Annotated in this window: 6 protein-coding genes and 1 pseudogene; 3 read left to right on the top strand and 4 right to left on the bottom strand. The window is 42.8% G+C overall.

Going from position 1 to position 16,465, the window contains the following annotated elements:
• The first annotated feature begins 144 nt into the window (after positions 1–144).
• Positions 145–8,109 carry a phage tail tape measure protein gene (locus QVP40_RS04475; RefSeq protein ID WP_288200324.1) on the top strand — a complete coding sequence of 2,655 codons (7,965 nt, stop codon included), beginning with the start codon at positions 145–147 and terminating at the stop codon, positions 8,107–8,109.
• 577 nt (positions 8,110–8,686) lie between these two features.
• Here QVP40_RS04475 and metA read toward each other — a convergent pair.
• The 3 genes and pseudogenes from metA to QVP40_RS04460 form a co-directional block, all read right to left on the bottom strand.
• Complete coding sequence (metA, locus tag QVP40_RS04470; RefSeq protein ID WP_022067293.1) at positions 8,687–9,619, bottom strand: homoserine O-acetyltransferase MetA; 933 nt, start codon at positions 9,617–9,619, stop codon at positions 8,687–8,689.
• A 24-nt stretch (positions 9,620–9,643) separates the two neighbouring features.
• Positions 9,644–11,614: an NAD-dependent DNA ligase LigA gene (gene ligA, locus QVP40_RS04465; RefSeq protein ID WP_022067292.1), complete on the bottom strand. Its 1,971-nt coding sequence runs from the start codon at positions 11,612–11,614 to the stop codon at positions 9,644–9,646.
• An 85-nt stretch (positions 11,615–11,699) separates the two neighbouring features.
• Positions 11,700–12,365 (bottom strand): annotated as a pseudogene (locus QVP40_RS04460) (pseudouridine synthase); the annotation flags it as partial.
• Between the two features lie 119 nt (positions 12,366–12,484).
• On the opposite strand from QVP40_RS04460, the gene QVP40_RS04455 reads away from it, so the two are divergent.
• Positions 12,485–13,738 carry a polysaccharide deacetylase family protein gene (locus QVP40_RS04455; RefSeq protein WP_022067291.1) on the top strand — a complete coding sequence of 418 codons (1,254 nt, stop codon included), beginning with the start codon at positions 12,485–12,487 and terminating at the stop codon, positions 13,736–13,738.
• A 762-nt stretch (positions 13,739–14,500) separates the two neighbouring features.
• Positions 14,501–15,307, top strand: coding sequence for a hypothetical protein (locus QVP40_RS04450; protein ID WP_022067290.1), 807 nt, complete (start codon positions 14,501–14,503; stop codon positions 15,305–15,307).
• A gap of 120 nt (positions 15,308–15,427) precedes the next feature.
• Here the strand turns inward: QVP40_RS04450 and QVP40_RS04445 are convergent.
• The coding region (locus tag QVP40_RS04445; protein ID WP_288200323.1) for an IS630 family transposase at positions 15,428–16,465 on the bottom strand (1,038 nt) is incomplete at its 5' end.

The raw sequence follows: 16,465 nt of genomic DNA, 5'->3' as shown, positions 1-16,465 counted from the left end.
GCTTTTTTGCCAAATTTAAGGCTTTTTTAGTGCCTTCTCTACTTGTTTTGATGCAAACGAGAGTTAATTATCAAGGAAGTTCACATAAATACAAATGGTATCACTGTACCTATGGCACAGGGGGATTTTGCAGGATATCAGCAGATGTTAAATAATATCAATGCAGCAGGAGTAAGGGGACAGTCCGTATTCCAGAGGTTCGGTGGAAGCCTGAGAGAAGCATTTTCTACTTTTACTATGGCAGATATGCTTCAGGACGGTATTTATAAAATCATAGATGCAGGAAAGCAGGGACTTGAAACTGTCAAAGAGTTTAATGATCTGAAAACAGATCTTGCTATGGCTACTGGTGAGGGGAAAGCTTATGTAAATGACCTGATGAAAAGTTACAATGATCTGGGACAGGAGTTAGGCTCTGTTACCTCAGAGGTAGCATCTTCTGCGGATAGTTGGCTGAGACAGGGACGTACTATGGCTGAAACAAATCAGCTTATTCAGGATAGTATGGTGTTAAGCAAAGATGCACAGATGGATTCTGAACAGGCTTCAAAAGTGTTGACTGCTACCTTGAATGGTTTTCAGATGAGCGCAGATCAGGCAGGACATATCAATGATGTATTGACAAGCATTGACCTTCAGTCTGCTTCTGATGCCGGGGGAATTGGTGAAGCTCTTTCCAGAACTGCATCTATGGCAAATAATGCAGGAGTATCATTAGAGAAAACTGCTGCAATGATAGCGACCATTAAAGATGTGACACAGCAGAGTGATGAAACAATAGGTACATCTGTTAAGTCAATACTGTCACGAATGAATAACATTAAAGTTGGTAAGTTTGTAGATGATGAGACAGGCGAACCTTTAAATGATGTGGAAAAGGTTCTTGATAAAGTCGGAATCAGTATGCGTGATATTAACGGACAGTTTCAGGATTCCGAGCTTACGATAGATAGTATTGCTGAAAAATGGAGTACGTTTGACAAGAATACACAAAAAGCAATTAGTACCGCTGTAGCAGGAACCAGACAGATTAACAGTTTTATGGCTATGATGGATAACTGGGACAAGGTTCAGTCCCTTACAGATGCAGCTTTTAATTCAGACGGTACAGCACAGAAAAAGTTTGAAGAAAACTATATGACTTCTTTGGAAGCTAAGACAAATGCCCTAAAAGCAAGTATGGAGAATCTGGCTACTACAGTAGTATCGGACGATATGTATGCAGGATTCCTTGACGGGGCAAAAGCAGTAACCGATTTTGTAGCCCAGACGGATTTACTTCAGGCATCCCTTGCAGGACTGGGAGCAGCAGGCGGAGCTTTTGCCCTGAACTGGATTGGTGACATGATACAGGGATTCAGTGATCTTTCCTCTGCAATGGATATTGTAAAGGCTACGAATATCACAGATGATGCTTTTGAAGGTCTGTTAAATCTGACACAGGGATTATCAGAATCACAAACAAAACTTGTGTTATCCTCAAAGGCTTTATCGGATGCTCAGAGAATTGCAATCCTTATGGGACAGGGAATGTCACAGGCAGAAGCACAGTCAGCAGTAGCAGCTATGGGACTTGCATCTGCACAGGGAGCAGCTACCGCATCCACGGTGACGTTATCTGGTGCATTAAAAGGATTATGGGCTACACTGGCTGCAAATCCCCTGATTTTGATTGCTGCCGGGGTAACTGCTGCCGTTGCTGCTGTTTCTGCATACAATCATTCCATTGAGGAAGCGGTATCTTCTGCAAGGGAATCCGGGAACGCATGGGAAGAAAGTCATAGTTCTTTACAGGATAACGTAACTAAGATTGAAGAACTTCGTGCAGCTTTAGAATCTGGTACTTTATCCGAACAGGAAGCGGCACAGGCAAAAAGTGAATTGTTATCCATACAGGAATCCTTATCAGAATCCTATGGAAATCAGGTGGAAGGGATTGACCTTTTAAATGGTTCCTTAACAGAGCAGCTTGCTTTACTGGATAAAGTTGCTCAGAAAGAAGCAGAAACTTTTAAGAATGAGAATAAAAAGGGGATTGACAAAGCCCGGACAGAAATGGAGAAAGACCGCCATACGTATTTAGGGCAGTTTACAGAGGATGGTTCTGAACAGTCAAAAGCAATCAAAAAATCAGTGGAAAAGCTACAGGATGCGTATGGTAAGGAAGTTATCAAGCTGTCAGAGGGCATGGAAGGAACCGGGGCAATCCGGATTGATGTGGATGCAGATGCGTCTACTGCAAAAGAAGCCCTGAATGATTTTATGTCAGAAATGGACAGCATCCAGAAACAATACGGGGAATCAGATGTTATCTCTTCTATGATAGACCGTGCTTCTGGTGGCTTAACAGAAGTAAAAGGGGTTCTGGATGAATATCAGGATCTCTACCAACAGGCACAGAAAGCAGAGCTTCTTTCGGATGACCGTCTATTTAAAGCAGACGGGAAGAAACAGACAGCTTCGAAATGGCTGTCCGATTATGCAAAGTCCATAGAAGCTTACAACAAAGCAGTATCAGAAGGGGATAGTACTGCAATCACACAGGCAAAAGCGCAGTTTGACGAGATAGATTCTGCCATGTCAGGGCTTGCAGAGGATAAAATGTCCGCCTATGCCGACCAGATCGAAGAAGTACGGTCACAGTTAAATGAAACAGCCATTGCTACGGATAAATTTAATAAAGCGGTAAAAGGTCAGGATTCTTCTGAGTTTGGAAAAGGTGTTTCCAAAACAGCAACAGCTTTAAAAGAGCTTTCTTTATCCGATACAGATTTTAAGTATGCATTTGAGACAGATGGAATACAGGACGGGGAAGAAGCGGTACAGTCTATGGTTCAGGCTGCCATTGATTGTGGTGTGATCTCAGATACCTCCGCAAGTTCAGTAAATAATCTGGTGTCTATGCTTGTGCAGTTAGGAGTGATATCCAGTAGTACAGGTTCACAGGTAGATGCTGCATCTGATGCAGTAGCCGGACTGTCTGCGGAAGCAGAAGCTGCGAACAGTGCATTATCCGGTATTCAGGCAGCAACTTCTTTATTGACTTCCCAGAGTGCAGGAAAATCTATATCTGTCGATGATTTTAATTCTGAGGAATTAAAGGATTATACGTCAGCCCTTGAATATCATAACGGGGTATTACAGTTAAATGCAGATAAAGTCAGGGAACTTCAGAAAGCAAAAGCAGAGGAAGCAATACAGACCAATGATAACCTGAAGCTTGAGAAGCAGTCCCAGTACATGCAGAATATTGCAGAGATTGAAGCGTTACAGGATTCATTAAGGGGTCTGTCGGATGCAAAAGGGGAACAGGCAGAAACCATACAGTCAAGTATTGATGCGCTTCTTACAGAGAATGATTCCATTGTAAACCAGTGTTCGCAGCTTGATCTGTTATCTGCATCCCTGAGAGAAGCTACAGGGGCATACCAGAACTGGCTTGACAAACAGAATACTTCAGAATCCGGGGATATGTTTGATGATGCACTGGGAGCCATGCAGCATATTGATGAGACTACACAGAACACAGATTCGGAGTATTATGGACGTATTGGACGGGAATCCTATCAGGCAGCAGTGGAGTTTATCATACCGGAATCCGTAGATGGACAAAATGCAGAAGCCGTACAATCCTATATGGATTCCATCGAACATTATTTTACCCATGATGCAGACGGGAACCGGATGGGGCTTGATGTTGCGGAGTTCTGCCAGAGTGCAGTGGATCAGGGATTAATGACCATTGATGAAGCAAGCGGTCAATACCAGATTGCAGGACAGACAACCATGCAGGATTTTGTAGACGGTTTGAACCTGTCCATGCCTATGATTCAGGCATTTTTCGGAGAAATGGAAGAGTTTGGAGGTCAGTTTTCATGGGCGGATGAAGCAATCAAGACCTTTGGTGATCTGGGTATGGCAGCAGGAGAAGCAAAAGCAAGGATTGAAGAAGCTTCCGGCGGTACTGGTATGGATATTCAGATTGATGTGTCAGATATCGAGACAACAGAAGGTAAGATTTCTACCCTGGAACATACCATTTCCCAGATGCAGGAGTATAAAGGGACAGTAGGGCTTGATGCTTCACAGGTAGAGGATGCCAATACCATTATCCAGTATTGCATCACCCAGAAACAAATGTTGGAAGCTCCGGCGGTTATGTCGGTAGATACTTCTCAGGTAAGCGGAGAGATCGGCAATGCAATCTCATTATTGCAGCAGTTTCAGCAGACACAAGATACTATGGAATTACAGGCTGCTATTGGTGCGGATACTTCTGAAGCAGAAGGGAAACTGAATGGTCTGGTAGGGGAAATACAGGCATTATCCCCGGAAGTAAAAGCAAAACTGGGAATTGACGGTACTTCAGTAGCAAGTATTCAGGCATCTATACAGGGACTTACCCCTGAAGTGATGGTAAAAGCAGGAATAGATTCTTCTGAAGTGGATGCTTATGCAGCGCAGGATAAGAAGTCCGGCGGTACAGTCAAATGGAAAAATGATACTGCAACTGTAGACGCATGGGCAGCAGAAAACCATACTTCCAATGGTACTGTAATCTGGGGCAATAATACAGCATCAGTTAAAACGAGTTTTTCTGCTGAAGGTGTTGTTCATTGGACGAATACCACTCCTCCCTCTGGTGGCGGTAATAGTGTGAACGGTACGGCTCACGCAAGCGGTACAGCCCATTATCCGCATTTAGTAGGTCATGCCAATGCAAAAGGAAACTGGGGAGTGAAAACATCTGGAACGACACTGGTCGGAGAACTGGGACGGGAGATTGTAGTAGACCCTTCTTCCGGTACATGGCATACTGTAGGGGATAACGGAGCAGAGTTTGTCCATATCCCAAAGGGCAGTATTGTATTCAATCATCTTCAGACGGAAGCACTTCTTGAAAGAGGTTTTGTTACTGGCAGAGGAATGGCAAAAGCTTCCGGTTCTGCAATGGTTACTGGTGGTATTTCTATTGGACAGGCGAATCTTGCTTCCGGCAACAAACCATCTTCCAACAATTCTACACATTCCAATACCACTTCCTACAATAACAATACAGGCGCAGTCAACAGTAACACAAAAGCTACCAATGACAATACTAAAGCAGCTAAGAAATCCACACAGGTATTTGACTGGGTTGAACGCAGGTTGAAATACTTTGCCGACAAAACAAAAGCGATTGCTGACAGCATCAATGATTATATTTCATCCTCACAGAAAAAGAGTCTGTTACAAAAACAGATCTATGCTACCAACAGTGAAATGCATGTCAATTACCGGGCTGCAAGAGCGTATTACAGCAAAGCCCAGTCACTAGGACTAAGCTCAAAAACCAGAAAGCTGATTGAAGAAGGAAGATATACTCTTGATGATATCGATACTTCTACAGAATCCGGTAAGGCTCACTATGACAAAGTGCAGAAGTATATGAATTACTATGATGAATATACCAAATGCATTGATGCAGTGCGTGAGCTGAGAAATGAACAGGTTGAGCTGTATGCTCAGTGGGCGGCTATTCCAACCGAAGAAGCAGAGAAGAAAATTGACAAGCTGACACAGAGCTATAATGGACTTGCTGCGATTCAGGCACGTTTGGAAACCGCAGGTATGGGAGGTTCCGCACAGTCTCTTCTGATGAAACAGCTTGATAATACCATGCGCTATGCAAATAATAACAAAAAGAAAACGGATGCGGAATTTAATAAACAGAAAGACAGACTCCACAGTATCCAAAATAAGGAAGATAAAACCAAGAAAGTCGCAGATGCAGACAAGAAATCTTTAAATAGTGCTACAAGTGCATTGAAAAAAGGTGCATCCTTAACAGAAGCAGAGAAAAAACGTGTAAACTCCGGTTTAAGTCTCAGCACAAAAGGACTGAAAGGTAAAAAGAAAACACTTGTTGAAAAATATAATGCTGCTTTAAAAAAGAGTAATTCTTCTAAGAAAGCTTATCAAAATGCCGTTTCTTATGGAAAGGGTGTCCGTGAGGATTATACTGCTGCCAAGGATGCAAAGCATACCAATGACACAATCTATCTGGAATACAAGAAAAACTGGGAAGCTGCAAAGAAAGCATATGATAAGGGTGATCCTCTTTCCTATCAGAATTATCTGGTCGATCAGGAGCTTGCTCTTCTGAAACAGCAGAATGATGCAAAGAATACCGCTTACCGTAAGGCAAACCAGAATACCCAGACTGCTACCAAGCGTAAAGATAACTATAAATCGAAACTGGATTCTGTAAAGAAGAAAGGGAAATCCTATAGTAAGAAGTATGCAAAGTATCTGACCGCAGAGCAGGAAAAACAGCTTGCAGCAGGTAAAAAGATCAATACGGACAATATCAAAAATGCAAACGTGAAAAAGATCATTGATCAGTATAACATTGACCTTCAGAACGCTATGAATAGTTACACTGCTGCCACTCAACAGTTGACTGCTGCACAGGAAGCCGAAGCGGAAGCTGCTGCAAATGCGGCTCAGTCTCAGGCAGAATATGCACAGGCACAGGTAGAAGCTGAGAAAACAAAATTTGATAATATCAAGAAATACTATGAACAGCGGATTGAATATCAGGAATCATGGAATAAGCTTTATGACAAACAGCGTGAGTACGACAAGACCCACGGTGACTACACTACTTCTGAGAGCTTTGACAAGCCGATCAATGAGATAAATAAAGCACAGAGACATCAGGAGGAAGCTGCCAAAAAGCTACAGGAACAGCTTAATAAAGCAGTAAAAGCAGGAACCATTAAGGAGTATTCGGATGAATGGCTTGAAATGAAATCTGAGATTGTGGATGCTCAGACAGCCGTTCAGGACTACGAGAATCAAATGGAACAGCTCAAACAGGAACAGATTCTTGTACAGTACGAAGAAATGTTTGACCGAGCCATTGAGAAAGCTGAGAAGTTTAAGGACAAAATCGAAGCAATCAACAGTCTTATTACCGAAGAAATGATGTATGACTATGAAACCGGACATCTTACAGAGTTTGGTGCATTATCTATTGTCCTGAATGCAAAACAGCTTGATACCTCTCTTACTACTTTAAAGGATTATGTGAAGAAGCGTCAGCAGATCATGGATGATTTTAAGGCAGATAAGTTCGGGGAAGAAACCTATGATAAACTCATGGCTGAGAATGATGCCAGTCTGCAAGGTGCGTTGAAAGATGCACAGGCTTATCAGCAGGCAATTATTGGTATCATCAAAGATCAGGCACAGGCGGAACAGGATGCATTGTTTAAGGTTATTGATGCCAGAAAAGATGCACTGAAGAAAAAGAAAGATTACTATGATTATGATAAGACAATTAAAAATAAATCCAAAGAAATCAATCTGTTAAAACAGCAGATAGCTGCATTAGACGGGGTAACTGACGCACAGTCCAGAGCTGAAAAGGCAAGACTCGAAGCAGAGCTTGCAGAGAAACAGGAAGATTTTGACGATACAGTCAGAGATCATGTATACGAATTACAGGTAGATGGACTGGACGATCTCAAAGACCAGTTATCAGAGGACTTCGAGAAATGGTCACATGAACTGAGTGCAAACCTTGATAAAATGTCACAGGCTATTGCGGACGCTGTAGCAAACGTGGGAGGTAATACTGCGGATGCTCTTAATTCGATTGCAAAGATTCTGGAACAGTTTGGAATCAATGCAGGAGATATGGGTATTACTCAAGGTGATCTTGATGTGTCCAAGGGGGAAAGTAATCAGAAAAGTTCTGTACCCCCTATTGATGATAGTAATATTGTACGTCTTAATCATGTAGGTGGTCAGATTATGATTACTGAAAATGGTATAAGTACCCCAATGAGCGTATACGATGGTATGATTCCTAATGATATAACCGAAATGTTGATAAACATGTCTATGGAAAATCAGAGATTCCCACTGTCTGAACTGAAAATGCCAGAAATAAAGGTAACAGGTGGGGGAAATATTTATAACACTAATAATGCTCCAATGATAAGTGTGGAGGTTCAGGGAGATTTAACAAAATCAACGTTACCTGATCTTCAGACAATTCTAAAGAAAGCCAATACATATACACAAAATGAAATTCGTAAAAATATGAAAAGATTCGGATGATAACCGAACTTATTTATCAGGACACTACTCTTTCATCGGAGTAGTGTCTTTTCTCTAAATAATAATACAAAATTTAGCATTAGTAAATATACACAAAAATATAATGATAATCATGCATAAAACGATAATAATTTGTGCATGTTGCACAATCAAATCCCAATGAAACTGATATTTTATATGATGCCCCAAATAAGAGGAAAATATATCTATGTATAGATAAATCCATATACAGGGGATGAGATAAGAGAGTACGTGTTGATGAATAATATCGGATAATATAGGATTGCACCTGGTAAACTAGATAGTTGAGGAATAAAAAGATTCCCTGAAGCCTACGATAACTTCAGGGAACTTTCTCTTATTTTGGAAATATATCAACTTTTTGCGTTCTTAAATAAATGTTGATTTTGGTGATATTTCAATGCCTGTTTATGTTGTTTCTGTACACCATTTTTTTCACTCTGTACACCATTTATACACCATTTTTTCAGAAATACGCCATTGATACGCCATTTATACCGTTCTTATGTAAACTAAAAGTGTGATTTCACAAAATGGTCAGACCGCCGAAAAACCTTTATATACTTTTAAAATCCGGCGTCCCCATAAGGTCGTAGGGGGTGCTTTGATACACGTAATAATTCAGCCAGTTTGTGTACAGGTTGTTTGCATGAGCACGCCACATAAGGAGAGGTTTGTTGGTGGGATCGTTATCTTTGTAATAATTCCGGGGAAGTTCAATGGGAAGCCCCTTATCGGTATCCCGCTTATATTCTCCGTCCAGGGTAATGCGGTCGTATTCCGGATGACCCATAACAAAGATTCGGCGTCCGCCTTCTGCCATTGCAAGAAACAGTCCGGCCTCCTCGGATTCAGCCAGAATTGTAATTTCTTTACATGCGCGAATATCCTCAATGGGAACTTCGGTATGCCTGGAATGTGGAGCCAGAAACATATCGTCAAAGCCCCTCACAAGAGGAATTTTGCGGTTCAGAACCCTGTGCCAGAAAAGACCAAACATTTTCTGGTCAAGTTTTTTCTTCTGAAGGCCGTAAAAATGATAAAGACCTGCCTGAGCAGCCCAGCAGAGAAAAATGGTGGAAGTGACGTGGGTTTCTGTCCAGTCCATGATCTCTGTAAGCTCGTTCCAGTAATCCACTTCCTCAAAAGCCATCTGTTCCACAGGCGCGCCGGTGATGATCATACCGTCAAAGCGCAGGTCTTTCAGCTCGGAAAAGGTCTGATAGAACTTATTCAGATGACTGAGAGAGGTGTTTTTTGCCACATGGCTTTCCACAGCCATAAATGTGACGTCTACCTGAAGAGGAGTGTTGGAAAGAGAGCGGAGAAGCTGGAGCTCTGTTTCTTCTTTTAAGGGCATCAGATTCAGAATCAGAATCTGAATGGGGCGGATATCCTGATGGACTGCCCGTGTTTCATCCATAACAAAAATATTTTCTTTTTCCAGAATTTCTTTTACGGGAAGTTCTCCCTGTATTTTAATCGGCATTTTATGATCCTCCTTGCCTTTTACTTATTCTGCCTGAAAATCTTCCTTTGTAAGACTCAGGAAATCCTCTTCGGACAGAATGGGGATTCCAAGCTCCTTTGCTTTTTTGTTTTTTGATGAGCCGGATGTTTTGTCATTGTTGATCAGATAGTTTGTCTTTTTTGTAACAGAACCGGTTACTTTTCCTCCAAGAGATTCAATGAGAGCTTTTGCCTCGTTTCTGTTGGAAAAATGCTCCAGGCTGCCTGTGATCACGAAGGTCATTCCTTCAAAGGTCTGATCTTTGGGCGCCTCTTCTTTTTCAATAGTAAGGTGGCTGATCAGATGATCCAGCTTTTTGTTGTTCTCTTCAATCTGGAAATAGGAAACAAGATTTCCTGCAATCACAGGGCCGATGCCGTCAATGGCGCTGACTTCATCCGAATCTGCATGGCGGATGGCTTCCAGGTCATAATCAAAATGGCGGCAGATCACTTTTGCATTGGCAAGGCCGATATTGGCGATTCCAAGACTGTAAATGACTTTTGCCAGAGTGGTGGTTTTTGCTTTTTCCAGACTTTCTGTAAGATTGTTAAAGGACTTTTCTCCGAAACCATCCATGGCTACAATTTCATCTCTGTATTTTTCTATTTCAAAAATATCTCCGAAATCATGGATAAATCCTCTGGCAATAAACTTTTCCAGGGTCGCCTCGGAAAGACCGTCAATATTCATGGCGTCTCTGCTTACAAAAAGAGTAAATGCTTTGATCTTTTTTGCGGTACAGTCGGGATTCATACAGTACAGCGCCTCTACATCGTTTTCTTTCATGATCTGCGCTTTTTTGCCGCACACCGGACAGATGTCCGGAATTTCCAGATGGCTGCTTCTGGTAAGATTTTCTGCAATCTGAGGGATGATCATGTTGGCCTTATATACCTGAATCGTATCTCCGATGCCAAGCTCCAGTTCCCGGAGAATACTTACGTTGTGCACACTGGCGCGGCTTACCGTAGTTCCTTCCAGTTCTACAGGGTCAAATACTGCAATAGGATTGATAAGACCGGTTCTGGAAGGACTCCATTCAATTTCCCTTAAGGTTGTTTCCCGGATCTCGTCTGCCCATTTAAAAGCAAAAGCGTTTCTCGGGAACTTTGACGTTGAACCCAGAGAATCTCCGTAGGAGATATTATCATAAAGGGCTACCAGACCGTCGGAAGGGAAATCGTTTTGTGCAACTGCGGATGAAAAATAATCCATTGCCTCATCCAGCGTTTCGCCTGTGACAACCCGATATTCTACGGTTTCAAAGCCCTGACTTTTCAGCCATTCCATCTGGTATTCTCTGGAATTGTGCATATCCACATCCTGAGCAGATACAAGTGAAAATGCATAAAAGCGTACGTTGCGCCGGGCAGTGATCTGATTATTCAGCTGCCGGACAGAACCGCTGCAGAGATTTCTGGGATTTTTATATTTTGCGTCAACATCTTCGATAGAGTCATTGATACGTTCAAAATCAGAGTAAGTGATAATTGCTTCTCCCCGAAGCACCATACGGCCCTGAAAGGCAATTTTCAGAGGAATGTTGCGGAATACTTTTGCATTGTTTGTAATGACTTCGCCAACTACTCCGTTTCCTCTGGTGACGGCTTTCTGAAGAGCACCGTTTTCATAGGTGAGCACAATAGTCAGTCCGTCCATTTTCCAGGACAGAAGGGTTTTATGGCTTCCGATAAATTCCCGGAGCGCTTCTCTGTCTTTTGTTTTATCCAGAGAGAGCATGGGTGTTTCATGAGTCTCTTTTGGAAGAAAATCTACTGCTTCATATCCTACGTTTACGGTGGGGCTGTCGGCCAGAACAATTCCGGTTTCCTGCTCCATTTTTACCAGCCGGTCGTACAGAGCGTCGTACTCCCTGTTGTCCATGATCTCCCTGTCTTCCTGATAATAGGCTTTTGCCGCCTTGTTTAATTTTTTTACCAGCTCTTTCATCTGCTGCAGGGCTGTTTCCATAATGACCTCCTGTAATTGTTTCGTTTGATGAATTTTTTAGCATTTGTGTCAGTTCCTGCCATTCTTCAGGCCGGATCTCTCTGAATTCGCCCGGTTTCAGCCCGTCCAGAGTAAGATTCATGATCCTTACCCGCTTCAGAGTCCGGACTTTATAGCCGAAATAAGTGCACATTCTCCGGATCTGCCTGTTAAGACCCTGGGTGAGAACAATGCGGAAACTGTATTTTCCTGTTTTTTCAACTACGCATTTCCGGGTAACGGTATCCAGGATGGGAACGCCCTCTGACATATGTCGGATAAACGGAGCAGTAACCTCCCGGTCTACAGTAACCAGATATTCTTTTTCGTGAAAATTTCCTGCCCGCATAATGCGGTTGACAAGATCGCCCTGATTGGTCAGGAGAAGAAGCCCCTGGGAATCTTTGTCCAGCCTGCCTACAGGGTAGATCCTTATGGGATACTGAAGATACTCAGTTACCGTTGTTTCCTGGCGCTGTTTTTTTGTGCTGCACACAATTCCCTCTGGTTTATAAAAAAGAAGAAGAACCTGTTTGTTTTCTGCTGAAACAGGTTTTCCGTCCAGACAGACCCGGGCATCGGCAGGGATTTTTTCTCCTGTAGCTATCACTTTTCCGTTGACCGTGATCCTTCCGGCATCTGTGTACTGGTCTGCTTCCCGTCTGGAGCAGATTCCTGCGCTGCTCAGGTATTTATTGATTCTGATGTTTTCTGTAATTGTTTTTTTATCCATTGTTTCATTATATTATTTTTCTGATTTATTGGCAACAATCAAATAGAGGCCAGGGTTGTATTTTTTTGTCGCATATTGTATGATAGGAACTGACAGCATAAAAAGAAGGAGGAAATCATATGCCGGATCGCAACAGGCGGACAAATCTTTTGCTGCTTCTGGTTATGGTTCTTATCTGTACAGGCTGTGCCCTTCTGTTTCGTCAGTCAACAGCGTATCCTTCGAAGGTAGAAGGAGGAACTGTTCGGCTGTTTGCTTCCGAAGATACCGAAAAGCCGGAAGCAGATAACGGCAGCAGTAAAACAGATGTTTCTGAATCTGAGGAAAAGGTTTCACCTGCAGCCACTCCAACAGCTACACCAGTGCCGTTTGAAGTTTCGCCGGAAGCAGAAAAAGGGGTGTGGACTTCCAGCGGAAGCAACTGGATGTTTATGGTAGACGGACAGGCGTATACAGGCTGGCTTACAGATACAGATGGAAAGCGTTATTTTTTTGACAGCAGTGGGATTATGAAAACCGGATGGGTGGATGACGGCGGTAAACGGTATTTTATGGATCTGGACGGTATTATGCAGACCGGATTTATTACCACAGAAGGAAAAAGCTATGAGCTTCTGTCTGACGGTTCCCTGAAGGGCTACAAAGCCGCTGAAAAGAAAGCAGATAATAAAAAAACGCCGGAGCAGACAAAAGCGCCGGAAAAAGAAGCCTCCCGCAAAGAGGCTTCTGATTCGCAGAAGAAGAAATCGCAAAAGAAAAAATATATAGCCCTGACCTTTGACGACGGGCCCAGTTCGTTTACTGACCGGCTTCTGGACTGTCTGGAGGCTAATAATGCCAAAGCCACTTTTTTTATGGTTGGAAAGGAAATTGAATATTTTTCCGACCAGGTAAAGAGAATGGAAACACTGGGATGCGAACTGGGAAATCATACCTATTCTCATACAGATCTTTCCACACTGGCGCCGGAAGATATGTCGGCTGAGATCGCAGGAGTAGATGAGCTTTTAACAGAGCTTACCGGTCATGGGGCTACTGTGGTGCGCCCGCCCTATGGCTCTGTGAATTCATCTGTAAAAGAAACGGTGGGAACTCCTATGATCCTGTGGTCCATTGACACACTGGACTGGGAGAGCCAGGATCCTCAGAAGATTGTAGATACCACGCTTTCTCAGGTGGAGGACGGATCCATTATTCTTATGCATGATATTTTCAGCACCACTGTGGATGCGGCAGAGATCCTGATCCCCCAGTTAAAAAAGCAGGGATATGAAATGGTAACGGTTCATGAGCTGGCAAAAAGAAACGGGATCCAGCTGGGGACAGGGACTACATACAGTGATCTGAAAAAGCTGGATTCAAATCTGGTCTGACATTCAGAAATATTACAGGGATGAGTATAATTTATTCCTGAGCATGGAGAAATATCTGCAGAACCATCTGTGATTCCTGCACAGTTCCAGAGGCTCTGGCACGAATACCAAAGCCCAACAGTTTATGAGAAGTTATAAGAGAAAACAGGTGCAGGCCATAATGTTTAGGATTTTTGAAAGCATTGAATATTTCTGCCAATGCATGAGCAGATCTGTTTTGATGCGTCTGGAAAAAACGGCGAATATATTTGACAGAGTGTCCGGAATGTTTTGATAAAGAAAACTGGAATACAAGGAGAATGATCTTATGAAAATACGTTTTATCCGACATGGAGATCCGGATTATGGAAATGATACACTGACAGAAAAAGGAAGAAAAGAGGCATAGCTTCTGGCAAAAACAGCGCACAGCCCTGCGCTTGTTCCCGCCTCAGTTACAGAGGTTGTTACTGAAGAAGGGAGCAGGGGATTGCATATTTTCTGGGAATCCGCCTGGGAGACAGTTCTTATCTGTATGCGGGAAACCAGGAGCCGCCCTTTATATGCAGATTTGCGAGCTGTTTGGAAATAAAGAACAGAGACATTAATGAAAAAACTTCATAATAAAATAACATAGAACCCTGTGAGGATTTTGAGATTACACAAAATTTTCACAGGTTTTTTTAAGTTTAATTAAGGTAAGTCCCCTATACTTGGAAATTGTTACAGGAAACAGAGATGATTTTCGGTGAGAAGAATCTCTAAAATGAAGGGAGTTTTATTATGAAAAACAGACAGGCAGCAATATTGACAGGAATGTTTTTGTGTATGGCAGCAGTTACCGGCTGCGGAAGTAATACAGAGACGCAGGCGGCAAAACAGCAGGGAAGCGGAATCGAAGACACAGCAGCAGAAAATACAGCAGCAGAAGGCGATGATGAGAAAACGGACGGGAAAACGGAAGAACAAAATAAAGAAAATCAGATTTTCGGTAAGATTGTTTCGGTATCTGAGGACTCCATTACAATTTCTGTAGAATCTGCTCCGGTAAATGGAACAGAAGATGGAAAAGAAAATTCCGGCACAGAAGAGACAGGAGAAGAACAGACTATTGCTCTTACAGAAAATACGGTGATCCGAAAACAGACTATGGGACAGCCTGGCGGAGAAGCGCCGGAGATGCCTGAAGGGGAAGCGCCGGAAAATGGCGGGGCTTCGGAACAGCCGGAAGAAACGCCGGAAAACGGTGAGACTTCAGAACAGCCGGAAAAACCGGAGGGAGAAGCTCCGGCTCAGGAAGCAGGAGAAGAAATCGTCTGGTCAGATCTAAAAGAAGGCGACATGGCAGTTATTATTTTGGATGAGGATGGAAATGCAGAATCAGTCAGCATCATGGAAGGAGATATGGGGCAGCCGGGAGATGACCAGTCACAGCGGCCGGAAGAATATCAGGAAGAGACCGCATATACTGATGGCACTGAGACAGCCGACACTGAAACAGCCGACACTGAAACAGCCGATACTGAGACGGACAACGCTGAAACAGATGACAATGAGGCGGACGATGCTGAGACAGAAGGCGAAGTCTAGATCTCTGAAAGGATAATCACAGGTGAAGAAGGCAAAGCAGTGATCATTCAGAGAACAGATGGAGCTGTTTATGCAGAGAACGACAGTGACTACTATAACGAATATTAAATAATTGCTATATTAAATTGATACTGCTTCCTCTTCACTGATTTCATCCATTTTATACTTCCAGTGATAAACCACGGGTTCACGGTTCACTTCGTCAAAGTACTTGTAAATTCGTTCTTCCAACTCCTGTTTGGTATTGACACGAATTCCTCGAAGCATCTGTCTGGTCATTTTGCTGAAGAAGCTTTTAATCACGTTTAACCATGAGCCATGCTTTGGTGTAAACACGAATTTAAAACATCCCTTTGGCATAGTATCCAGAAAGCGCCGTGTTTCTTTGGAAGTATGTGCAGAATGATTATCCAGGATGATCCGAATGGTATCCTGTGATGGATATTTTTTGTCCAGTATCTTTAAAAACTCAATAAAATCAGAACTCTTATGGGTCTCACTTACTAACGGAATTGCTTCTCCAGTGAGTAAATCAATGCCAGCCAGTAAAGAGAGCGTTCCCAGACGTTTGTATTCTGCATCACGATATACTTCCCCATGTTCTGATGTCGGGCGTAAATCCGGTGCCGTATTGGAGATTGCCTGAATGCCCGGCTTCTCATCATACGATACCGTAATCGTCAGTTTATAATCGTCTGGAACAATGAGATCACCATTTTCATCAAACTGCATTTCAATCTGCTTATAAACCAACAGAACCTCATGCATTTTTGATTCAAAATCAGGATCCCGTTTTTCACAGTAATATTTGATTTTAAAGGGTTTCATATCCTGTTCCTTAAGAAATTTCTGGATATACGGTTTGGTAACGGTTGAAAGCCTTGGATATCCCGCTTCTTCTGCATGTTTCTGAATGTATTTGTGGAGAGAGGTCAACGTCCACAATTCCTGTGCATAACCGAGTTCTGTCGGTCTCTGACACGCAATATGAATCATCCATGCTTTTGCATCATCAGTGATTTCCGATGGACGTCCAGGACGCTGAACATCAAACAGTGCAGCATCTAAACCGCCTTTCTGAAACTTCGAAATACAAAGGCGTACCGTTGCAGTACTAATGGCAAGTTTATCAGCAATTTGCTGGAATGTCATTCCATC

Origin of the sequence: Blautia sp. CAG:257 (genome assembly GCF_000433815.1) — a bacterium.
Taxonomy (GTDB): Bacteria; Bacillota; Clostridia; order Lachnospirales; family Lachnospiraceae; genus Blautia_A; species Blautia_A caecimuris.
The sequence above is the reverse complement of the archived record's forward strand: the minus strand, read 5'-3'. Positions and strand labels throughout refer to the sequence as shown.

Excerpts from the sequence above, each read along its gene's own strand:
- QVP40_RS04475 (WP_288200324.1), top strand. The coding sequence starts at position 145 with ATGTTAAATAATATCAATGCAGCAGGAGTAAGGGGACAGTCCGTATTC.
- metA (WP_022067293.1), bottom strand. The coding sequence starts at position 9,619 with ATGCCGATTAAAATACAGGGAGAACTTCCCGTAAAAGAAATTCTGGAA.
- ligA (WP_022067292.1), bottom strand. The coding sequence starts at position 11,614 with ATGGAAACAGCCCTGCAGCAGATGAAAGAGCTGGTAAAAAAATTAAAC.
- QVP40_RS04455 (WP_022067291.1), top strand. The coding sequence starts at position 12,485 with ATGCCGGATCGCAACAGGCGGACAAATCTTTTGCTGCTTCTGGTTATG.
- QVP40_RS04450 (WP_022067290.1), top strand. The coding sequence starts at position 14,501 with ATGAAAAACAGACAGGCAGCAATATTGACAGGAATGTTTTTGTGTATG.